At 57.5% G+C, this 22,282-nt stretch carries 18 protein-coding genes and 1 pseudogene; 14 read left to right on the top strand and 5 right to left on the bottom strand.

Annotated features, from left to right (window positions below):
* The first annotated feature begins 138 nt into the window (after window positions 1-138).
* From BMZ32_RS01925 to ispD, 5 genes are all read left to right on the top strand, one after another.
* Complete coding sequence (locus tag BMZ32_RS01925; protein ID WP_090238833.1) at window positions 139-1,770, top strand: CTP synthase; 1,632 nt, start codon at window positions 139-141, stop codon at window positions 1,768-1,770.
* Between the two features lie 4 nt (window positions 1,771-1,774).
* Window positions 1,775-2,620, top strand: coding sequence for a 3-deoxy-8-phosphooctulonate synthase (gene kdsA / locus BMZ32_RS01920; protein ID WP_090238829.1), 846 nt, complete (start codon window positions 1,775-1,777; stop codon window positions 2,618-2,620).
* A 145-nt stretch (window positions 2,621-2,765) separates the two neighbouring features.
* A complete protein-coding gene (gene eno, locus BMZ32_RS01915; protein WP_090238826.1) occupies window positions 2,766-4,055 on the top strand; it encodes a phosphopyruvate hydratase in 1,290 nt (429 codons plus the stop codon).
* Between the two features lie 184 nt (window positions 4,056-4,239).
* Window positions 4,240-4,521 carry a cell division protein FtsB gene (ftsB, locus tag BMZ32_RS01910; RefSeq protein WP_090238823.1) on the top strand — a complete coding sequence of 94 codons (282 nt, stop codon included), beginning with the start codon at window positions 4,240-4,242 and terminating at the stop codon, window positions 4,519-4,521.
* Complete coding sequence (gene ispD / locus BMZ32_RS01905; protein WP_090238820.1) at window positions 4,518-5,228, top strand: 2-C-methyl-D-erythritol 4-phosphate cytidylyltransferase; 711 nt, start codon at window positions 4,518-4,520, stop codon at window positions 5,226-5,228. The genes ftsB and ispD overlap by 4 nt, the downstream gene beginning before the upstream one ends.
* Before the next feature lie 353 nt (window positions 5,229-5,581).
* On the opposite strand, the gene BMZ32_RS19540 is transcribed toward ispD, so the two are convergent.
* The 3 genes and pseudogenes from BMZ32_RS19540 to BMZ32_RS01895 all read right to left on the bottom strand — a co-directional run bounded on the left by BMZ32_RS19540 (window position 5,582) and on the right by BMZ32_RS01895 (window position 10,578).
* Window positions 5,582-7,489 (bottom strand): autotransporter family protein, encoded by a 1,908-nt coding sequence (locus tag BMZ32_RS19540; RefSeq protein ID WP_244153907.1) that lies wholly within the window; start codon window positions 7,487-7,489, stop codon window positions 5,582-5,584.
* A gap of 417 nt (window positions 7,490-7,906) precedes the next feature.
* A pseudogene (locus BMZ32_RS19695) lies at window positions 7,907-8,890 on the bottom strand (ESPR domain-containing protein); the annotation flags it as partial.
* A 794-nt stretch (window positions 8,891-9,684) separates the two neighbouring features.
* Window positions 9,685-10,578: a LysR family transcriptional regulator gene (locus BMZ32_RS01895; protein WP_090238813.1), complete on the bottom strand. Its 894-nt coding sequence runs from the start codon at window positions 10,576-10,578 to the stop codon at window positions 9,685-9,687.
* A gap of 131 nt (window positions 10,579-10,709) precedes the next feature.
* On the opposite strand from BMZ32_RS01895, the gene BMZ32_RS01890 reads away from it, so the two are divergent.
* From BMZ32_RS01890 to rpoS, 9 genes are all read left to right on the top strand, one after another.
* Window positions 10,710-11,822: an S-(hydroxymethyl)glutathione dehydrogenase/class III alcohol dehydrogenase gene (locus BMZ32_RS01890; protein ID WP_090238810.1), complete on the top strand. Its 1,113-nt coding sequence runs from the start codon at window positions 10,710-10,712 to the stop codon at window positions 11,820-11,822.
* 40 nt (window positions 11,823-11,862) lie between these two features.
* On the top strand, window positions 11,863-12,708 hold the full coding sequence (fghA, locus tag BMZ32_RS01885) for an S-formylglutathione hydrolase (protein WP_090238807.1): 846 nt from the start codon (window positions 11,863-11,865) through the stop codon (window positions 12,706-12,708).
* A 100-nt stretch (window positions 12,709-12,808) separates the two neighbouring features.
* Window positions 12,809-13,282 carry a 2-C-methyl-D-erythritol 2,4-cyclodiphosphate synthase gene (ispF, locus tag BMZ32_RS01880; RefSeq protein ID WP_090238804.1) on the top strand — a complete coding sequence of 158 codons (474 nt, stop codon included), beginning with the start codon at window positions 12,809-12,811 and terminating at the stop codon, window positions 13,280-13,282.
* Window positions 13,279-14,337, top strand: coding sequence for a tRNA pseudouridine(13) synthase TruD (gene truD, locus BMZ32_RS01875; protein ID WP_090238801.1), 1,059 nt, complete (start codon window positions 13,279-13,281; stop codon window positions 14,335-14,337). The genes ispF and truD overlap by 4 nt, the downstream gene beginning before the upstream one ends.
* On the top strand, window positions 14,325-15,074 hold the full coding sequence (gene surE, locus BMZ32_RS01870; RefSeq protein ID WP_090238796.1) for a 5'/3'-nucleotidase SurE: 750 nt from the start codon (window positions 14,325-14,327) through the stop codon (window positions 15,072-15,074). Before truD ends, surE begins: the two co-directional genes overlap by 13 nt.
* 41 nt (window positions 15,075-15,115) lie before the next feature.
* Entirely contained in the window at window positions 15,116-15,751 is a 636-nt protein-coding gene (locus BMZ32_RS01865; RefSeq protein WP_090241495.1) for a protein-L-isoaspartate(D-aspartate) O-methyltransferase, read from the top strand.
* Window positions 15,752-15,776: 25 nt separating this feature from the next.
* Window positions 15,777-16,715 carry a polyprenyl-phosphate transporter gene (locus BMZ32_RS01860; protein ID WP_090238793.1) on the top strand — a complete coding sequence of 313 codons (939 nt, stop codon included), beginning with the start codon at window positions 15,777-15,779 and terminating at the stop codon, window positions 16,713-16,715.
* Window positions 16,716-16,792: 77 nt separating this feature from the next.
* The gene (locus BMZ32_RS01855) at window positions 16,793-17,626 is read left to right on the top strand and encodes a peptidoglycan DD-metalloendopeptidase family protein (protein WP_425272858.1); all 834 of its coding nucleotides are present in this window, start codon (window positions 16,793-16,795) and stop codon (window positions 17,624-17,626) included.
* A 101-nt stretch (window positions 17,627-17,727) separates the two neighbouring features.
* Window positions 17,728-18,738, top strand: coding sequence for an RNA polymerase sigma factor RpoS (gene rpoS / locus BMZ32_RS01850; protein ID WP_090238787.1), 1,011 nt, complete (start codon window positions 17,728-17,730; stop codon window positions 18,736-18,738).
* A 500-nt stretch (window positions 18,739-19,238) separates the two neighbouring features.
* Here rpoS and fdxA read toward each other — a convergent pair whose 3' ends face one another.
* Both fdxA and mutS read right to left on the bottom strand, forming a co-directional pair.
* Window positions 19,239-19,562 (bottom strand): ferredoxin FdxA, encoded by a 324-nt coding sequence (gene fdxA, locus BMZ32_RS01845; RefSeq protein WP_090238784.1) that lies wholly within the window; start codon window positions 19,560-19,562, stop codon window positions 19,239-19,241.
* A gap of 138 nt (window positions 19,563-19,700) precedes the next feature.
* Window positions 19,701-22,274, bottom strand: a complete 2,574-nt coding sequence (gene mutS / locus BMZ32_RS01840) for a DNA mismatch repair protein MutS (RefSeq protein WP_090238780.1) — start codon at window positions 22,272-22,274, stop codon at window positions 19,701-19,703.
* Window positions 22,275-22,282: the final 8 nt, after the last annotated feature.

Raw genomic sequence — 22,282 nt, 5'->3', positions numbered from 1 at the left:
TCTTACTAGTGCTTTTGTTGACTCCCTTGGGAATCGACAGGGCTAGCTTATTGCAGTGTGCTGCAGCAAGTGGCTTGGGTACTCCTTCGCTTTCCTCGGCGGCACTGGCCGCTTAAACGCAGACTTCTAGGGTTCTTCATGACGCGCTACATATTCGTCACGGGTGGTGTTGTTTCTTCATTGGGGAAAGGCATCGCCTCGGCTTCATTGGCGGCTATCCTGGAGGCGCGGGGCCTGAAGGTCACGATGCTCAAGCTGGATCCCTACATCAACGTCGATCCGGGCACTATGAGCCCGTTCCAGCACGGTGAGGTGTTTGTCACCCACGACGGCGCTGAGACCGACCTCGATCTGGGCCACTACGAGCGGTTTATCCGCACCACGATGACCAAGAGCAACAACTTCACCACCGGTCGCGTCTATGAAGACGTACTGCGCCGTGAGCGCCGTGGTGATTACCTGGGCGCGACCATTCAGGTCATCCCGCACATCACCGACGAGATCAAGCGGCGTATCATCAAAGGTGCTGGTGATGCTGACGTGGCCATGGTTGAAATTGGCGGTACGGTCGGCGATATCGAGTCGCAGCCGTTCCTTGAGGCGATTCGTCAGCTGCGTGTGGAAGTTGGTGCTAAGCGCGCCATGCTCATGCACCTGACGCTAGTGCCGTATATCGCTACCGCGGGCGAAACCAAGACCAAACCCACCCAGCATTCGGTTAAAGAGTTGCGCTCTATCGGCCTGCAACCGGACGTGCTGATCTGCCGTTCCGACCACCCGATCGATATTTCCTCGCGTCGCAAGATCGCGCTGTTCACCAACGTTGAAGAGCGTGCGGTGATTTCCCTGGAAGACGTCGACACCATCTACAAGATTCCAGGCGTCCTGCATGCCCAGGGTCTGGATGATTTTGTTATCGAGCGATTCGGTTTGGAATGCAATAGTGCTGATCTGTCCGAGTGGGATCGCGTGGTGGATGCCAAGCTCAACCCGGAGCACGAAGTCACTATCGCCATGGTCGGCAAGTACATGGAACTGCTGGATGCCTACAAGTCGCTGATCGAGGCGATGAGCCATGCCGGTATCCAGAACCGTACCAAGGTCAATCTGCGTTATATCGACTCCGAAGACATCGAGAACAAAGGCACTGCGCTACTTGAAGGTGTGGATGCCATTTTGGTGCCGGGCGGCTTCGGTCTGCGTGGTGTGGAAGGCAAGATCACCACGGTGCAGTACGCCCGCGAAAACAAAATTCCTTACCTAGGCATCTGTCTGGGTATGCAGGTCGCGGTTATCGAGTTTGCCCGCAACGTACTGGGCTGGAGCGATGCCAACTCTTCTGAGTTCGACACCACCAGCCAACATCCGGTGGTCGGTTTAATCACCGAATGGCAGGACGCCACTGGCGCTACCGAGCAGCGTACCGATGCTTCTGACCTCGGCGGCACCATGCGCTTGGGGGCTCAGGATTGCCAGTTGCTGGCCGGCTCGCAAGTGCGCGCATGCTACGGAAAAGATGTGATCGTCGAGCGTCATCGTCATCGCTATGAAGTGAATAACAACCTGTTGCCGCAGCTGATCGAGGCAGGCCTAAAGGTCACCGGTCGCTCCGGTGACGGCGCGCTGGTTGAAGTGGTCGAAGCACCGGATCATCCGTGGTTCGTGGCGTGTCAGTTTCACCCGGAATTCACCTCCACACCGCGTGACGGTCATCCGTTGTTCAGTGGCTTCGTCACTGCCGCGCTGGCTCAGAAAGCCAAGAAGGCATAAGGCTATGGCGCAGAAAATCATCAGGGTGGGCGGTATTGAAATCGCCAACGACAAGCCCTTTGTGCTGTTCGGCGGGATCAACGTCATTGAATCGCGCGATCTGGCCATGCGTGCCTGTGAAGAGTATGTGCGGGTTACTGAGAAGCTCGGTATTCCCTACGTGTTCAAGGCCAGCTTTGACAAGGCCAACCGCTCGTCCGTGACCTCGTTCCGTGGCCCTGGCCTGGAAGAAGGTATGAAGGTCTTTGAGGAAATCAAAAAGACCTTCGGCGTGCCGGTGATCACCGACGTACATGAGCCCTATCAAGCCCAGCCCGTGGCTGACGTCTGCGACATTATTCAGTTGCCAGCATTTCTCTCACGGCAAACCGATCTGGTCGTGGCCATGGCCACGACCGGTGCAGTGATCAATATCAAGAAAGCCCAGTTTCTCGCGCCCCAGGAGATGAAACACATCCTGGCCAAGTGTGAAGAGGCAGGGAATGATCAGCTGATTCTCTGCGAGCGCGGCAGCTCTTTCGGCTACAACAACCTGGTGGTGGACATGCTCGGCTTCGGCATCATGAAGCAGACCAGCTACCCGGTATTCTTCGACGTAACCCATGCGCTGCAAATGCCCGGTGGTCGCGCCGATTCTGCCGGTGGTCGTCGTGCTCAAGTCACCGATCTGGCCAAAGCCGGCATGAGCCAGGGGCTCGCGGGCCTGTTTTTGGAAGCCCATCCTGACCCGGATAACGCAAAATGCGATGGCCCCTGCGCCCTGCGCTTGGACAAGCTTGAGCCGTTCCTCACCCAGCTCAAGCAGCTGGATGACTTGATAAAGAGTTTTGCGCCGATTGAGACTGCCTGAAACGGTAATTCTCCGGTAAAGTGCGCTTTGTATACAATCTGAATGAATAGTCGGTACATGTTGTGTTCTGGATTAGCCTTCGGCGCGCAACGAGTGTGCATCTCAGTACTACCCTTTTCGTCAATTTTTTGGAGTGCTACACGCAATGGCAAAGATCGTCGACATCAAAGGCCGTGAGGTTCTCGATTCCCGTGGTAACCCGACAGTGGAAGCCGATGTAATTCTTGATGGCGGTATTGTCGGCAGCGCCTGTGCGCCGTCCGGTGCCTCCACGGGTTCGCGTGAAGCGCTAGAACTGCGTGATGGCGACAAGAGCCGTTACATGGGCAAGGGCGTACTGAAGGCCGTGGCCAATATCAATGGCCCGATCCGCGACCTGTTGCTGGGTAAAGATGCCATCGACCAGAAAGCGCTGGATCAGGCCATGATTGCGCTCGACGGTACTGAGAACAAAGCCACCCTGGGTGCCAACGCCATCCTCGCGGTATCCCTGGCCGCGGCCAAGGCAGCTGCTCAGGCCAAAGGCGTGCCGTTGTATGCGCACATCGCTGACCTGAACGGCACGCCAGGCGTTTACTCGATGCCGGTACCGATGATGAACATCATCAACGGCGGCGAGCATGCTGATAACAACGTTGATATCCAGGAGTTCATGGTGCAGCCGGTCGGTGCCAAGACATTCTCTGACGCACTGCGTATGGGTACCGAGATTTTCCACCACCTCAAAGCGGTACTCAAAGCCCGTGGCCTGAGCACCTCCGTCGGTGATGAAGGTGGTTTCGCGCCGAACCTGGCCTCGAACGAAGACGCCCTTGCTGCCATCGCCGAAGCTGTGGCCAATGCCGGCTACACCCTGGGTGATGACGTTACCTTGGCGCTTGACTGCGCTTCCAGCGAGTTCTTTAAAGATGGTCAATACGACCTGGCTGGCGAAGGCAAAGTCTTCAACGCCGAAGGTTTTGCTGATTACTTGGCCGGTCTATCCGAGCGTTACCCGATCATTTCCATCGAAGATGGTATGGACGAGTCTGACTGGGCGGGCTGGAAAGTCCTGACCGACAAGATCGGCGACAAGGTTCAGCTGGTGGGCGACGACCTGTTTGTGACCAATACCAAGATCCTCAAGCGCGGTATTGACGAGTCAATCGGTAACTCGATCCTGATCAAATTCAACCAGATCGGCACCCTGACCGAGACGTTGGAAGCCATCCAGATGGCCAAGGCTGCCGGTTACACCGCCGTGATTTCGCACCGCTCGGGTGAAACCGAAGACAGCACCATTGCCGACTTGGCCGTGGGTACTGCTGCTGGCCAGATCAAAACGGGTTCGCTGTGCCGTTCGGATCGTGTGTCCAAGTACAACCAGCTGCTGCGTATCGAAGAGCAACTGGCGGGCAAGGCACCTTACAACGGCCGCGCCGAGTTCCGTGGCTAAACGCCGCTGCGCTTGACGTTACAGTATTGCGCCTTGTGGCCCACATGGATGTGGCTGACGCCATTGCCCGCCGGGAGCGGGTTCGGCACTAGTCTTCGCTCGCGATATTTTCAGTGAGCACTCAAGGCATGGTAAAAGGGGGCGGCGCGAGTCGCCCCCTTTTACGTTCGGAAGCTTTTTCGCTATGCGCAATAATTTTTACTGGGTGTTTATCGTGCTGATTGCCGTGCTGGCAGGCCTGCAATATCGCCTGTGGGTGGGTGATGGCAGCTTGGCGAAGGTGGCCCAGTTACAGCAGCAAATTGCCGATCAGCAAGGTGAAAACCAACAGCTGCAAGAGCGTAATCGGATTCTCGAGGCTGAGGTTATGGAGTTGAAAAGCGGTATGGAGACCGTCGAAGAGCGTGCGCGACACGAGTTGGGCATGCTTAAAGAGGGCGAAACTCTTTATCAGTTGGCTGAATGAGCAACCACGAACTCCCCCCTTTTTGGGCGCTGATCCCTGCTGCTGGTATCGGCAGTCGGATGCGTGCCGATCGGCCCAAACAGTACCTGCAACTGGCCAACAAAACCATTATCGAACATACCTTGGCGTGCTTTACAGGGCATCCACAGATACGCGGTGTGGTGGTTAGTCTTGCGGTCGATGATCCCTACTGGCCCAGTCTGCCGTGCGCCAATAACCCGCGTATTCAGCGTGCCGATGGTGGTGCTGAGCGCGCCGATTCTGTGCTCAACGGTTTGCTGCGTTTGAGTGAATTGGGTGCCGAGGATCAGGATTGGGTGTTGGTGCATGATGCCGCGCGGCCGAACTTGGCCCGTAGTGATCTGGACCTATTACTCGTCGAGTTGGCTGCTGATTCGGTGGGTGGTCTGCTCGCTGTGCCCGCCCGCGACACGCTCAAGCGTGCGGGCGCAGATGGTCGGGTGCAGGCCACGGTTGATCGCGCAACCATCTGGCAGGCCTTTACTCCGCAAATGTTCCGTGTGGGGCCATTGCAGCGCGCATTGGCTGACGCGCTGATTGCTGGGGTCGCGGTTACTGACGAAGCGTCTGCTATGGAATGGGCAGGGCAGGCGCCGCGCCTGATTGAGGGCCGTGCAGATAATATAAAGGTCACCCGACCGGAAGACCTACAGAACCTTAGCCTGCTCTGGCAAAGGCGCTGTTAGTTGCGAAAGAGCACTAATCTGACCGCCCATTTGCACACCCATTGACCAGTCAATTGCATTCAAACTCACCAAGCGTTTGCATTGGGCTTGACCAGCATACGCTGCAGCAGCGACCGTCAGAGAAAGGCTAGAGCGGACCTTGGCGTCTAGCAAGTTAGGATGATTCAAATTTCCCAAAACACCACAGACAGCAAATACGTAATAGCGCGTCGCGAAGCTGTGGCAGCCTGCTGAAGCAGGACGTTCTCACAAGCCGCAAGCCAGAGTGCTTAATCAACGCCCACAAAAAAACCGCAGCCAGGCTATCCCGCTGCGGTTTTTTGTAAGTGCTGAAACGGTGCTGCCCTAACGCCTCAGAGTTCCCAGCTTAGGGTCAGGTTGCCGCCGTTGCTGCTGACGTTGTTGCCGAACTGGCCGCTGTAACCGGCGCGTACGGTGACGGCCGGGGCGATGCGATAGCTCGCACCCAAGTCGAGCAGTGCTGTATCGCGGCCCATAGAGGCGCCGTCCACGGTGAAGTTAGAACTGCCGACAAAGTTGAGCTCGGCATCCGGGTTCACATCACTGAAGTTGTGCTGCCAAGCCAAACCGGCATCTAGGTTGAACCGACCATTACTCAGTGGCAACTGGCTGCGCAAGCCCAGTGTGCTGGCGGTCATGTCCTCGTTTTGGCTGTCAGCCTGCAAGGCCGCGTTGCCGCCTTTTTCGGTGAAGCTGTCGCTGGCTACCTGAGTCCAGCTCAGGCCAACATAAGGTTCCAGTTGAATGCCTGAACCCACATCCATGGCATAGCCCAGCTCAGCAAATACTTGTCCGCTAATGGCGTCGTAATCGGAATTCAACGACTGCTGCAGGCCGGTGGTGTAGATATCGCGCTCGGCGTCGATCGAGTGCCGGCCGTAGATGCCGCCCAGTGTCATGCGCAAGCTGCCACCGTCCAACGGCTGCGCCCAGCGGCCATAAAGACCAACGCTATAGCTGTCGATATCGGCATGCGAGCTGAGTTGATCAACACTCAGGCGATGGTCGCCATAGCGGAACGCGCCACCCAGAATCCAGTCGTTAGGCATCGCCAGCTCGCCACCCACGGCCACCGAACCGCCACGCTGAGTGGCTTCGGCGCTATTGCTATCACCGTCATTGCGTCGAGTCGCGCCTTGCGTCTCGATCCACAACGGCAGAGCGCTGCGCTGGCTTTCATCAAGCAAGCGGCCGGAGCGTTGCAGCAGACTGTTGCTGAATGCTTGGCTGTTCTGCAGCAGGGCACCGGCGGTGCTGGCATACACCTCGCCGGACAGGGCATTCAGCGCGTCAGGCACTTCATTGGTTTTCAGGCCAAGCAGTGCAACTTGCAAAGCGCCGCCTGCTGGTAGGCTGTCCAGCGCGCCCGCGGTCGCCAATTGATTACGGCTTTGGGCCAGGTCGGCCACGGCAGTGTTGTTACGCTGCAAGTTGAGGTAGACGTTATTAAGGTCATAGGTCAGCGACGGCGTGAGGAAGGCAAAGTCCGAAGTCACACCGGCGAAGCTGCTACCGGCAAAGCCACCGGTGGCGCTGAGAATGGTGTACGTGGAGAACGGCAGATAGGTGCCGCTTTCGCCCACATGCCGTACCTGCCCGCCCAAGTTTGCCACGCCGTTGACCTGAACTAGGTCGCTACTGGAACCTGCCGGATCAGTCTCCACCTCATAGGTAGAGGCGCCGCTCAAGGTCAGGTTGCCATTCACCGTCTGCGTGCCGATGGAATTGCCGGGGGCAAGCACGCCGTCGTTGACAATCATCGAGCCGAAAGTACCCGTACCGCCCAGTCGACCGCCACTGCTGAGGGTGACGGCGGAATTGGCAATCGAGCCATTCACCGTCAACAAGCCACCGTTAACAAGCGTGGCCCCGCTGTAGGTGTTGGTGCCTGACAGCGTGAGCGCGCCGGCACCGGTCTTGCTCAGGCTGCCGGTGCCAGACATCACGCCGGCATACGTACCGTCAGTTGCCTGCTCAAAGTTGACCATGGCGTTATTGAGGATATTGCCTTGCAGGGACGTACTGCTGCCCTGCAGTGTCCCGCCGGAGACTGTGGTGCCGCCGGAATAGGTGTTGGCGCCGGTCAACGTTGTTGTGCCGCTGGTAACATTCAGGGAAGTCAGGCCGGAGCCAGTGCCGTCTGCGATTACACCACCGAAATCGGTCGTACCTTTGGTGAGTAAAGATGCATTGGTATTTGTGTTGTTGACGATGCTGCCTGTGCCCGTCAAGTTAGCCACAGTGTTTGCAAACCCATTAAGGTTGAGCGTGCCAGCTGTGCCAATCGAAAGCCCCGACACACTAAAATCAAACAAATCAGATGCTGCAAATGAGTTTCCAGCCTGCAGGGTTCCCGCTACGACGTCGAAACCCCACGGGGTGGAGTTCGCGGTGACGGTGCCTGTCACGCTTAGTACGACGGTTCCATCTTGCCCCGCAGAGCCGATGGTCAAAGTCGATGCTGTAGAAGGTTGGTGCGAAAGATACGAGGTCGTAATTGTCAGGGTTTTATTGCTTGTCGCAGCCAAGGTGGCATTGTCATTAAACTTAAGATTGGACTTTGTGATGCTCGCGTCTGCCGTGGCAAGCAGAGTGCCGCCGTTCAAGATGAGGTTGCCTGTTGTGCTGCCAAGGGCGGCAGAATTGCTCACGGCAAGCGTGCCGGCATTCAATGTCGTATCGCCGGTATAGGTGCTCACCCCCGATAACGCCAAGGTGCCAGAGCCAGTCTTTGTGAGCCCTCCGGCTCCGTTGATCGTCCCCGCATAGGTGGAGCTAACGCTACTCGGGCTCACCGTCAGGGTATTGGTGCCTAAATCGATCGTGCCACCGGTCCCCGAAAGGGCGCCGATTGTTTCGCTATTTGTAAGCGCCAACACACCGCCGTTGACCACCACGGCGCCCGTATCGGAAATTGCCGAACCGCCTGAAAGGGTGAGACCGCCTGCTTCCAGTGTTGTTGTGCCGGTGTAGGTGTTAGCGCCGGCGAGCACCTGTGTACCGCCACCGGATTTGATCAATCCGCCAGTGCCACTGATAACGCCTGAGAAAGTACTAGCTGTAAAACTGGGGGGATCCACAGTCAGGGTATTGCTGCCAAGCTGGACCGCGCCGTTCCCCCAAAATGTGCTTACTGTTGCGTTACCTGAAAGCGCCAGTACGCCAGTGCCATTGATCCAAACAGCGCCTGTAATAACGCCGGCAGTTTCTACTCTACCCGCCCCGGTTATGTTCACTGCGGTTGAAACAAGGTTGCCGCCGCTAGCGATTGTCAGCGTGCCGGCGGAAACGCTGGTTGTTGTCAGACCCGGCGTAGCAGTGACAAGGGTCGGCTGGTTGCCTCCGTAGAGGTTGATGTTTGCGGAATCTGATAGCTTCGGCAAACCGTCACTCCAGTTGCCCGCGTCATCCCAGCTGGAGTTGGCCGTCCCTGTCCAATTGGTGAGGATTGGGGCTGCATTCGCCATACCCGCCATGCTCATGCCCGCCACCAGCGCCGTGAATGCAAACCACGGCGCACCCTTTGCGCCCGGTGCTGCGCGCACAAGCCCATTACGCTTGCCACGGGCTTTTGCGGTTTCAGGCACAGCCACCCAAGCGCCAAGCGCGGTGTTGAAAGTGGAGCAATAGATGCGGTTCATGGTTCTGTCTCTGAATGGGCTGGCTGTTTATGCTTGAGGTGCTTAAAACACGCTCAGCAATCGAGCTAATGGCTTCGATCAAAAATATTTTGAGCAATTGACCCTGCAGCAAAAGCTGGCTGCGTATAAAACGTCGGACTATGGGCCATGCTGGGCGTTTGTGTCCCTATCCAAACAGAGGGGAAGGAGCAGTTTTTTTCGCGCCGCTTGCCATCGCGATTAGCTGCCTTTGGAGAGGGTTAGGCACTTTCTGCCTCTGTAGGGTGGCGTCCTCTTCTTATGTGGCGCCTGGGGTAATTCGAGGCCCGGCCCTTCGCTTCATACGAGATTTTCAGGTTGGTTGTTGTGTCTTCTTCCTCCTGCCGACGTGAAGAAGCCCTGTAATGGCGCGGATTTGAGGCTAATTAGAAGCCGCAAGCGCTCACGCGACATAACCGACCAGCCCGCCGATACACCAACCGGCCAGCATTACAGACCAGAACCGAACAGCCAGGGGTGGGCCAAACGTCTGGACGGTGTGACGTTCGAACGAATGGGAGAATCGGCCGCGCACTAACCGCACCAAAGACTTCCGCCTGGTGCGCGCAACGGACTGCTAGGCAGCGCTTGATATACAGAAGAAGTCTTGTGTCGTGGATCGCTCCGATTTGAGCCGGAAGAATCTAAAGTGAGTGGCCGCTTCTGGCCGATCTCTGTCTGTCATGGCCACGAAGCATACCGGTCGAATCCGCTGCAAATGACTGGTTAGGTTGAATGCAAATGGGTGGGCAGGTCTGTGCAATTACCCCGCACGTTCAGTCTTTACGGTATTCGCTGCGGTCCGCGAGCCCCTGTTTAAGAAAGTCGACCAGTTGCCGTACTTTTGGCGACAAGTGCCGCTGCTGTGGATAAATCGCCCACACGGCGGTGTCGGGTGGCTGTTGATTGCCCAGCAGTGAAACCAGTGCGCCGCTGCGCAGATGCTCGAGCACGTAGTAATCCGGCAGTTGGCACAAACCCACCCCGCGCAACGCCGCTTCCAGTACCGCCTGGCCGCTGTTGCAGCGCCAGTTGCCCTGTACCCGCATGCTGGTATCCCGGTCGTTGGTCTGAAAGCTCCACGCATCCGAACTGCCGATCAGGCAATTATGTTGGCTCAGCTCGGACAGCGAGTGAGGCCGGCCATAGCGCTGCAGGTATTCGGGGGCGGCGCACAGATACAGTTGTCGCGAAGCCAGCCTTGCGGCCACCAAACGCGAATCCTGCAGGCGGCCCAGACGGATGGCCAGATCCAGGCCGTCGTGCAGCAGGTCAAGGGTACGGTTGCTCAGCTCGATATCCACCCGCAACTGCGGATGCTGGATCATAAACTCGGTGACCAGCGGCACGATAAAGCGTTCGCCATAGGCTACCGCGCAGGTCATACGCAGCAGGCCCTTGGGTTCGCTGCCCAGATCGCCGACGGCGCGCAGCGCTTCTTCGCGGGCGTCCTGCAGGCGCTGACAATGTTGCAGAAAGGTCTGCCCCGCTTCGGTCAGTGCTACGCGGCGGGTGCTGCGGTAGAACAGGCGCGTCTGCAAGCGTTCTTCTAGGCGGGCGATCTGCCGGCTGACTTGGGATGACGACAGGCTCAGGCGTTCGGCCGCAGCGGTGAACTGGCCGCACTCGGCGACAGCGACAAATTCATCGAGGCCTTCCCAGCGGTTCATAGCGTTTCCTCAAAGCGGTTTCATCGGCAGATTATCCCTGTGTAGCAAGAATGTTTTGTTTTTTAGCGGATTAATCTTTTTAAAGCACTGATCTAAACTCCTCACCACTGTTGAATACTTGGAGAGTAATCATGATCAAGTCCCGTGCTGCCGTAGCCTTTGCCCCGAACCAGCCGCTGCAAATCGTAGAGATCGATGTTGCTCCGCCTCAAGCGGGTGAAGTGTTGGTGCGTATTGTTGCCACTGGCGTCTGCCACACCGATGCGTACACCTTGTCTGGCGAAGATTCCGAAGGCGTTTTCCCTGTGGTGCTGGGTCACGAAGGCGGCGGTATTGTTGAAGCCATTGGTGAAGGCGTGACCTCTGTGAAGGTCGGCGATCATGTGATTCCGCTGTACACGGCCGAATGTCGTACCTGCAAGTTTTGCACATCGGGTAAGACCAACCTGTGCAGCTCAGTGCGCGCCACTCAGGGCAAGGGCGTGATGCCGGATGGCACCAGCCGCTTCTCTTACAAAGGTGAGCCGATCTATCACTACATGGGCTGCTCGACTTTCTCCGAATACACCGTGCTGCCGGAAGTTTCCCTGGCCGTGATCCCGAAAGAAGCGCCGCTGGAAAAGGTCTGCCTGCTCGGTTGCGGCGTCACTACCGGCATCGGCGCTGTGCTTAATACCGCTAAAGTGGAAGAGGGCGCCACCGTGGCGATCTTCGGTCTGGGCGGCATTGGCCTGGCCGCGATCATTGGCGCGAAAATGGCCAAAGCCTCGCGCATCATCGCCATCGATATCAACCCGGCCAAGTTTGAAGTGGCCCGCGAGCTGGGTGCGACTGACTTCGTCAATCCGAAGGATTTCGCTAAGCCGATTCAGGACGTGATCATTGAGATGACCGATGGCGGCGTCGACTATTCCTTCGAGTGCATCGGCAATGTGCAGCTGATGCGCGCTGCCTTGGAATGTGCCCACAAGGGCTGGGGCGAGTCGGTGATTATCGGCGTAGCCGGTGCCGGTCAGGAAATCAGCACCCGTCCGTTCCAGCTGGTAACCGGGCGCGTCTGGCGCGGTTCGGCTTTCGGTGGCGTTAAAGGCCGTACCGAATTGCCAGGCTATGTGGAAAAAGCGCAGAAGGGCGAAATCCCGCTGGACACTTTTATCACCCACAACATGCCGCTCGAAGACATCAACAAGGCCTTCGACCTGATGCATGAAGGCAAGAGCATCCGCACTGTCATCCATTTCTGATTACGCCGGGCGGCTGTAATGGCCGCCCAATGGAGGCTTCATGAGTTTGGAAAATATTTCCTGCCAGAAGAGTGCGGGCGGTTGGCATAAACGCTACCGGCACCGTTCTGCGGTGCTCGGTTGTGACATGGTGTTTGCCGTGTACCTGCCGCCGCAGGCGGAGCAGGGCGGCAAGCTGCCGGTCTTGTATTGGTTGAGCGGGCTGACCTGCACCGATGAAAACTTTATGCAGAAGGCCGGCGCGCACAAGCTCGCGGCCGAGCTGGGAATGATCATTGTGGCGCCGGACACCAGCCCGCGTGGCGCGGATGTGCCGGATGATCCGGATAAAGCCTGGGACTTCGGTTTGGGGGCGGGCTTTTACCTGAACGCCACCCAGGAACCTTGGGCGCGGCATTACCGTATGTACGACTACGTGGTGCAGGAATTGCCGGCGTTGATCGAGGCGAACTTCCCGGTATCAGGCAAGCGTGGCATCAGCGGCCACTCCATGGGCGGGCATGGCGCGTTGGTTTGCGCTTTGCGCAACCCGGGGCGTTATCAATCGCTGTCGGCTTTTGCGCCGATCAGCAATCCGATTAATTGTCCTTGGGGCGAGAAGGCCTTCTCGCGTTACCTGGGTGATGAGCGTTCGCGTTGGCGTGAGTGGGATGCCTGCGCCTTGCTGGCAGAGGCCACGGAAAAGCTACCGATTTTGATTGATCAGGGTGATCGCGATGATTTTCTCGAGAATCAGCTTAAGCCCGATGCCCTCAAAGCAGCGGCGCAAGCAGCAGGGCATCCGCTAACTCTGCGCTTACAACCTGGCTACGACCACAGCTACTACTTCATCGCCAGCTTTATCGATGATCATCTGCGTCACCATGCTAAGGCGCTGCTGAGCTGAGGCTGCGTTGGCGAGCGAGGTTTGCTTCGCCAGTGAGGCGGCTTCTGCATGCAGCTTTCAGTTAGAATCACGCCCTGACTTTTTCAGGGCGTTGTTCTTTATGCGTATTGGCCACGGCTATGACGTGCACCGTTTTACCGAGGGTTCTTTTATCACCCTGGGCGGCGTGCAAATTCCCCATCAGTGTGGCCTGTTGGCCCATTCCGACGGCGACGTGCTGCTGCACGCGTTGAGTGATGCCCTGCTTGGCGCGGCCGCGCTGGGTGATATTGGCAAGCACTTCCCGGATACCGATCCGACCTTCAAGGGCGCGAACAGTCGTGACTTGCTGCGCCATGTGCTTGGGCTGATTCACGCGAAGGGCTGGCAAGTTGGTAATGTCGACGCCACTATCGTCGCCCAAGCGCCGAAGATGGCCCCACATATCGACACTATGCGTGCGCGAATTGCCGAAGACCTGCAAGTGAGCCTGGATCAGGTCAACGTCAAAGCCACCACGACCGAGAAGCTTGGTTTTACTGGGCGTGAAGAAGGCATTGCGGTGCATGCGGTCGCGCTGTTGGTCACCCAATGAACGAACTTCAACTGCTGGGTCCGCGCGCTCATGGTGAGCCCTGCGGCACGGCAGTGCTCAAAGCCGTGGCGGAAGATTTTCAGGTCGATGAGGTGCTGGATATCCCGCTGGCCGGCGAGGGTGAGCACCTGTGGCTGTGGGTAGAAAAGCGTGAGCTGAATACCGAGGAGGCCGCCAAGCGTATTGCCCGCGCTGCGGGTGTACCGCTGCGGCTAATCAGCTATGCCGGCCTCAAAGATCGCCAGGCGCTGACTCGTCAGTGGTTCAGCTTGCACCTGCCGGGCAAGGCTAATCCGGACCTGAGCGCTGCCGAAGATACCAGCCTGAGCATCCTCAAACAGCAGCGCCATACCCGTAAGCTGCAACGCGGTGCACATGCGGCGAACGGTTTTACCCTGCGCCTGACGCAGCTCGCCGCTGACCGCGAAGCGCTGGATCAGCGTCTGACGCAAATCGCAGCCCAAGGCATTCCCAATTATTACGGCTTGCAACGCTTCGGCTATGAAGGCGGCAATGTCGCCCATGCCCGGCATTTCGCCCTGGGTAAAAGCCTGCCAGAAAAACGTAATGTGCGCTCGCGGGTGCTTTCGGCGGCGCGCAGTTACCTGTTCAACCAGGTGCTAGCTGAGCGGGTACAGGCGGGCACCTGGAATCAGGCGTTGCTGGGTGATCTGCTGGCGTTTACCGACAGCCGCAGTTTCTTTCTTGCTGGGGAAGCTGAATGCGCTGACCCGCGTCTGGCAATACTTGATCTGCATCCCACCGGGCCTTTGTGGGGTGCGGGTACCTCGACAGCCGAAGGTGTTGCTCAAGCGTTGGAGCTCGGGCTGGCGGCGCGCGAGGCTGTCTTGGTCGACTGGTTGGCAGAAGCGGGCATGACCCATGAACGGCGCATTCTGCGCCTCCCCATTGACGGCCTGTCGTGGCATTATCCTGAGCCTGACATTCTGCAACTGGAATTCGTCCTGCCGGCTGGATGCTTCGCCACCGTCTTGGTGCGCGAGCTTGTCGATCTGTTGCCTGCAGGGCAGACGGACAACCCATGCGTATTCTGATTTCAAACGATGACGGCGTTGCTGCGCCAGGCCTGGCTGCGCTGCATGCGGCGTTAGCTGACTATGCCGAGTGCACGGTGATTGCACCCGATCAGGACAAAAGCGGCGCGAGCAGTTCGCTGACCCTTGATCGTCCTTTGCACCCGACCACCTTGCCTAACGGCTACATCAGTCTCAACGGCACGCCGACCGATTGCGTGCACCTGGGTCTCAATGGCCTGCTGCCGCACGTGGCGGATCTGGTAGTGTCTGGTATCAATCTGGGCGCCAACTTGGGCGATGACGTGCTCTATTCCGGCACTGTTGCCGCTGCATTGGAAGGGCGTTTTCTTACCCGTCCGGCGTTTGCCTTTTCCCTGCTCTCACGCCTGCCGGATAACCTGCCGACCGCAGCCTATTTCGCCCGCAAGTTGGTTGAGGCGCATGAGCAGCTCGACCTGCCGCCGCGCACCGTGCTCAACGTGAATATTCCCAACCTGCCGCTGGAGCATGTCCGCGGTATCCAGCTGACGCGTCTGGGCCACCGTGCGCGGGCTGCTGCGCCGGTGAAGGTGGTTAATCCGCGGGGTAAAGAGGGCTACTGGATCTCTGTGGCCGGTGATGCGGAAGATGGTGGCCCCGGTACGGATTTTCATGCAGTGATGCAGGGTTTTGTTTCGGTCACCCCATTGCAGCTTGATCGCACCTTTTTGGAGGGGTTCACTAGCCTGCAACCCTGGTTGGAGGGGCTGCTGTGAGTTGGCGTGAACAGGATGAGCTGAACCATCGCGGCATTGGCATGACCTCGCAGCGCACCCGTGAGCGTTTGATTCAACGCCTCTACGAGGAAGGCTTGTCCAACGCCCATGTGCTGGAAGCTATTCGCCGTACACCGCGCCATCTGTTTGTCGACGAAGCCCTTGCGCATCGCGCGTACGAGGATACTGCGCTGCCGATTGGCAGCAATCAGACCATCTCGCAGCCCTATATGGTTGCACGCATGAGCGAGCTACTGCTGGCCGCAGGCCCCTTGGACAAGGTGCTGGAAATTGGTACTGGCTCGGGCTACCAGACTGCGATTCTGGCTCAGCTGGTCGAGCGGGTGTTCAGTGTCGAGCGTATCCAGAATCTGCAGGAAAAGGCTAAGGAACGGCTGCTTCAGCTAAACCTACGCAACGTAGTGTTTCGCTGGGGTGACGGCTGGGAAGGCTGGAATGCTTTAGGCCCTTACAACGGCATTATCGTTACGGCAGCGGCTGCCAATGTACCACAGGCCTTGCTCGATCAACTGGCTCCGGGCGGCCGTTTGGTCATTCCGGTTGGTGCGGGTGATGAGCAGGAACTCATGCTGATCATCCGTGAAGATGACGGTTTCTCGCGGCACGTACTCGATGCTGTGCGTTTTGTGCCCTTGCTTAACGGGCCCCTGGCCTGACTTTAGACTGTTCGCGGATGGACCCATGAAGAAGTATTTCCTGCTTTACGCCAAAGGCATTGCCATGGGCGCGGCCGACGTTGTGCCCGGTGTTTCGGGCGGTACCGTAGCCTTTATTACCGGTATCTATGACGAGTTGCTGCGTTCGATTTCGAGTATACCGGTTGCGCTCGGCCTGTTGCTGCGCGGGCGGATTGTCGATGCGTGGAAGGCCGCCAATGCGACCTTCCTCCTGGTGCTGTTGCTGGGCATCATGACCAGCGTATTGAGCCTCGCGCGGTTGATCACTTACCTGCTGGTCGAGCAGCCTATTCCGGTGTGGTCGTTCTTCTTCGGCTTGGTTCTGGTTTCCTCTCACTTGGTGGTGCGTGAAATTCAACGCTGGAACTGGGCACGGGGTGTGAGTCTGGTGCTCGGCGCGGCGTTCGCTTACTGGATAACCGTGGCGGTGCCGCTGCAGTTGGGCAATGACCCGTTAAGCTTGTTTTTCGCCGGTGCTATCGCCATTTGCGCGATGATTCTTCCAGGTGTCTCTGGCAGTTTTATTCTGGTGTTACTGGGCCTCTACAGCTTTGTGTTGACGGCGGTTAAAGGTCTGGATATCAGCGTGTTGCTGATTTTTGCCAGCGGCTGCTTGGTCGGCATCGTCAGCTTTGCCGGTGTTTTGCGCTGGCTCTTGGCGCGATGGCGCGACCTGACTCTGGCGTTTCTCACCGGGCTGATGATCGGCTCACTGAACAAAATCTGGCCATGGAAAGAAACCCTGACCTGGCGCACCGATAGTCATGGCGCGCAAATGCCCCTGCTGCAAACGAACCTATGGCCTGAACATTTTGCCAAGGTCAGTGGGCAAGACCCGCAGCTTTTGTTGGCTATTGCCTTGGCTATTACTGGTGTCGTGCTAGTTTTGGGGTTGGAGTGGTTAGCCGGACGCAGCCCGCAAAACGCTGTTGATAACCCATAATTGCGGCACAATGCGCACCATTTAGCCGCAGTTAGTTTTGCCCGAGGGAGATGCAGGTGAGTTTCACAGCCATTCAATTGCCGATTCGCGCGAGCAGAGCTCGTAACCTGTTGAGTGGCCTTGTCTTGGGTGCGCTATTGAGTGCCTGTGCGAGCCCACCACCGGGTGGCGTCAAGGTGGTTGATCGTGCCCATGGTGGCGCCGGTCAGGCAGTCCAACGTCAGCCTGTAACCAGCGGTCAGTATCAGGTGCGGCGGGGTGATACGCTATATTCCATCGCATTCCGTTTCGGTTGGGATTGGAAGGCGCTGGCCGCGCGTAATCGTATTGCGCCGCCTTATCTGATCCGTGTGGGTCAGATCATTCGTTTTGACGGGCACTCCTCCAGTCGCCCGCCTATGGTGGCGACTGCACGGGTGCTTGTCACTCCGACCAGTCGGCCTAACGCGCCGATTCAGTCCCGCCCCGTGCAAAGCCAATCGCCAGCCCCGGTCAAAACTACGCCAAGCATCACCGCCTTACCGCCCACGCAGCGCTCTGCATCGGGCTGGTTGTGGCCGTCCAATGGTGCGGTTATCGGGCGTTTTTCCTCAAACGGCAGTTTGAATAAAGGCATTGATATAGGCGGGGAATTGGGCCAGCCTGTTTTAGCTGCGTCTGATGGTTCAGTGGTCTACGCCGGGAGTGGTTTACGGGGCTACGGCGAGTTGATAATCATCAAACATAGCGATACTTACGTAAGCGCCTACGGCCACAACCGCAGGCTGTTGGTACAGGAGGGGCAGCAGGTCAAAGCCGGGCAGAAAATTGCCGAGATGGGTTCCACAGGAACCGACCGGGTCAAGCTTCACTTTGAAGTGCGTCGCCAAGGTAAACCTGTAGATCCATTGCAATACCTGCCTAAACGTTGACCTTGCGCTAGCCTGTCCCCGCACGTAGGAGGACGGGCCCGGTGCAACCAGGGACTTGGTGCGCTAGGGCTTGCTGTCGAACTCAGCAAGGAATAACAAAAATGGCTCTCAATAAAAAAGAAGCGCCGGAGTTTGATGTTGATGATGACGTTCTCCTTATGGAGTCGGCTATTGTCCTTGACGATGATTCAAACGAAAAAGCGCAACCGTCGCTTTCCCGCACCAAAGCTAAGGCTCCAGCAGCCGGCAGCAAGCAGCATAAATATATTGATTACACCCGTGCGCTTGACGCCACCCAGCTATACCTCAATGAAATCGGCTTCTCTCCGCTACTGACGCCTGAAGAAGAAGTGTTTTTCGCGCGCTTGGCTCAGAAGGGCGACCCCGCTGGCCGCAAGCGCATGATCGAAAGCAATCTGCGCCTAGTGGTGAAGATTGCCCGCCGTTACGTCAATCGGGGTTTGTCCCTTTTGGACCTGATCGAAGAAGGCAATCTCGGCCTGATCCGCGCGGTAGAGAAATTCGATCCCGAGCGCGGCTTCCGTTTTTCGACCTATGCCACCTGGTGGATCCGCCAGACCATCGAGCGGGCGATCATGAATCAGACCCGTACCATTCGCTTACCCATTCATGTGGTTAAAGAACTTAACGTTTATTTGCGGGCCGCCCGTGAGCTTACCCAGAAGCTCGATCACGAGCCTTCGGCAGAAGAAATTGCCAACCTGCTGGAGAAGCCGGTGGGTGAAGTCAAACGCATGCTCGGCTTGAACGAGCGTGTTTCCTCGGTGGATGTGTCGCTGGGGCAAGATTCGGATAAGACCCTACTTGATACCCTAACCGATGATCGTCCGACCGACCCTTGCGAGTTACTACAGGTTGAAGACCTGTCACAGAGTATCGATCAATGGCTGTCGGATCTGACCGATAAGCAGCGTGAAGTGGTGATTCGCCGTTTCGGCCTGCGTGGCCATGAAAGCTGCACACTGGAGGAGGTGGGTCAGGAGATCGGTTTGACCCGTGAGCGCGTTCGGCAGATTCAGGTCGAAGCCCTCAAGCGCTTGCGCGAGATCCTGGAAAAGAACGGTCTGTCGAGCGACTCATTATTCCAGTGAGCCTGATGCGCGAACACCCAACCCGGCTTCTGCCGGGTTTTTTATGAGCCGTTATTATGGACGATTATCGGGTCGGCGCTGTATTTGCGCCGCGCCGGGTGGTGTTCTCTACTACTTATGCGAGAGCTCATGTAAGCCATTGCTTACAGGCTGCGTAAGCGTTTGGTGTTTAGGTCGGTTATAAAATGCCTGTTACGATTTTAAATTGTTGATTTGTATAGACTATTTTTTTGAGTAAGCGAGTTTGAGCGATGCTTGCTTCATCTTAAGCGCTTGTTAGGCCGGTAAAGATCGCTAGTATTACAGCTGTGCACACGGACACGCACAGGTTGTTAGGATGACAGTCAGGACATCGCATGATGCGATTCATCAGGATGATGAGCTGGGAAATACAGGGATTAGGGACAAAAGAGTGGGCGGTTAATACCGCCCCTTTTTTTGCCTGCAGAAAAGCAAAAACCCGCGCAAGGCGGGTTTTTTACAGCCAGGTGAGCCGGGTTCTAACGCTCTAGGTATTGCAGTTTGTCCTTAACGCCATCCCACTCTTCAGCGTCCGGCAAGGATTCTTTCTTCTCGGTGATGTTTGGCCAGATTTCGGCCAGGTCGGCGTTCAGCTCGGTATATTCCTGCTGGTCTTCCGGTACCTCGTCTTCAGAGAAGATGGCTTGCGCAGGGCATTCAGGCTCGCAGAGTGCGCAGTCAATGCACTCATCCGGGTGGATCACCAGGAAGTTCGGGCCTTCGTAGAAACAGTCCACCGGGCAGACTTCTACGCAGTCGGTGTATTTGCATTTGACGCAGTTGTCGGTAACGACGAAGGTCATTTCTGATTCTCTCCTCGGGCGCCAGCCTGCCCCGTTCTATGCGGGCTTTAGCAGGCTAGGGGTAATGGCCACGGCTCAGGCGTTAAGTCGGGCATTGATAAAAATGCGCGCGATTCTAACAGTTCACGCGCAATAGCGTTAGAAGCGTGTCTTCCATGTATATAACAGTTCCAAGGCTTTGCGCGGAGTCAGATCATCTGGATTGATTTTCTGTAATGCCTCAAGCAGTGGATGCGGCAGGCTGGCGAACATGTCGCTTTGCATGGGGGCGGCTGTTTGGCCTGACTGGGGCACGGGTAAGTCATGAGGCAGGCTGGTGGTTTCCAAGCGTGCTAGGTGCTCGCGGGCACGCAGAATCACCTCGTTTGGCACGCCGGCCAGTTGCGCGACGGCGAGACCATAGCTCTGGCTGGCAGGGCCCGGCAGCACGTGGTGGAGGAACACGATGCGCTCATTATGCTCGGTAGCGTTGAGGTGCACGTTGGCCACGATGGGCTGGCTTTCTGGCAGTACGGTTAGTTCAAAGTAATGGGTAGCGAATAGGGTGTAGGCACGCAGCTTGGCCAGTTGCTCGGCCGCCGCCCAGGCCAGAGACAGACCGTCGAAGGTGCTGGTGCCGCGGCCGACTTCGTCCATCAACACCAGGCTGCGCTCTGTGGCGTTATGCAGGATGTTGGCGGTCTCGCTCATCTCCACCATAAAGGTCGAGCGACCGCCGGCCAGGTCATCGCTCGAACCTATACGGGTAAAAATACGGTCAACCAGTGACAGCTCACAGCTTTTTGCCGGGACGAAGCTGCCGATGTGCGCAAGCAGCACGATCAGCGCGGTCTGACGCATATAGGTGGATTTACCACCCATGTTCGGCCCGGTGATGATCAGCATGCGCGTGTCATCGTCCAGGCTCAGGTCGTTGGCCACAAATGGCGTGGTCAATACTTGCTCAACCACCGGGTGACGACCTTGGTCGATGCGCATGCATGGCTCATCGACAAAGTGCGGGCAATTCAGGTCTAGATTGAGCGCGCGCTCTGCCAGATTACTGAGCACGTCTAGCTCGGCCAGCGCAGCGGCGCTGTCTTGCAGCGGGCCAAGGTGGCCGATCAACCGTTCCAGTAGGGCGTCATAGAGCATCTTCTCGCGTGCCAGGGCGCGGCTTTTGGCTGACAGTGCTTTGTCTTCAAACTCCTTGAGTTCGGGGGTGATAAAACGCTCTGCACCCTTAAGTGTCTGACGGCGGATATAGTCAGCCGGTGCTGACTCAGCCTGCTTACTGGGTAGCTCGATAAAGTAACCGTGTACGCGGTTGTAGCCGACCTTGAGGTTGGCCAGGCCGGTGCGGGCTTTTTCGCGGGTTTCCAAGTCCATCAGGTACTGGCCGGCGTTTTCGCTGAGCGATTGCAATTCGTCCAGTTCGGCGTCGTAGCCGGTTTTCAGCACGCCACCATCGCGGATCACCGCCGGCGGATTATCATTAATCGCGCGGGCCAGTAGCTCAGCCAGTTCTGGATAGGTGCTGACTTCATTCGCCAGTTCGGCCAAATGCGGCGCTTGCAAGTTGGTCATCGCCATTTGCAACTCAGGCAGCGCGGCCAGGGCGTCACGCAGGCGTGCGAGGTCGCGTGGACGGGCGTTGCGTAGGCCGATACGCGCCAGAATACGTTCTAAATCGCCGATTTCCTTGAGCTGCGGCTGCAGGGTTTCAAAACGATAGCGTTCCAGTAGGCAGGCAATCGATTCCTGTCGCGCTTCCAGAATGACCTGGTCACGCAGTGGGCGATTCAGCCAGCGGCTGAGTAGGCGGCTGCCCATGGCGGTTTGGCAGCGGTCGACCACCGATTGCAGGGTGTTGTCGCGACCGCCGGCTAAGTTGATATCTAGCTCGAGATTGCGCCGGCTGGCACCGTCGAGAATCACCGTGTCGTCCAGGCGCTCATGGCGCAGGCTGCGCAAATGCGGCAGGGCCGTGCGCTGGGTTTCCTTGGCGTAAGCCAGCAGGCAACCAGCGGCGCCAATGGCAAGGGACAAATTCTCGCAACCAAAGCCTTTGAGGTCCTGAGTGGCGAACTGCTGACATAAGCTCTTGAGCGCCGTATCACGTTCGAAATCCCAGGGCGCACGGCGTTTGGCGCCGCGACGTTTCTCGGCAGGCAAGTCCAGCGGCCAGTCATCCGGAATCAACAGTTCAACCGGATTCAGGCGCTCCAGCTCGGCTAGCAGATTCTCCCAGCCTTTAATCTCCAGAACGCTAAAGCGGCCACTGGTGATATCCAGCACCGCCAGGCCGAACAAGCGCTCATCACCCAGCACTGCTGCCAACAGGTTGTCGCGCCGCTCATCGAGTAGCGCCTCATCGCTGATGGTGCCGGGGGTGATGATGCGTACCACTTGGCGCTCTACTGGACCCTTGCTGGTCGCCGGATCACCGACTTGCTCGCAGATCACCACCGACTCACCTAACTTGACCAGCTTGGCCAGGTAACCCTCGAGCGAGTGGTAGGGAATGCCACACATAGGAATGGCCTGGCCAGCTGATTGGCCGCGGGCTGTTAAGGTGATGTCCAGCAGCTTCGCGGCTTTTTTCGCGTCCTCATAGAAGATCTCGTAGAAGTCGCCCATGCGGTAAAACATCAGCTCGTCAGGGTGCTGGTTTTTCAGCCTCCAATACTGCTGCATCATCGGCGTGTGAGAACTGAGGTCGCTTTGGCTCATCGTTTTAA

The organism is Pseudomonas guineae, from assembly GCF_900113745.1.
GTDB lineage: Bacteria > Pseudomonadota > Gammaproteobacteria > Pseudomonadales > Pseudomonadaceae > Aquipseudomonas > Aquipseudomonas guineae.
The sequence above is the reverse complement of the archived record's forward strand: the minus strand, read 5'-3'. Positions and strand labels throughout refer to the sequence as shown.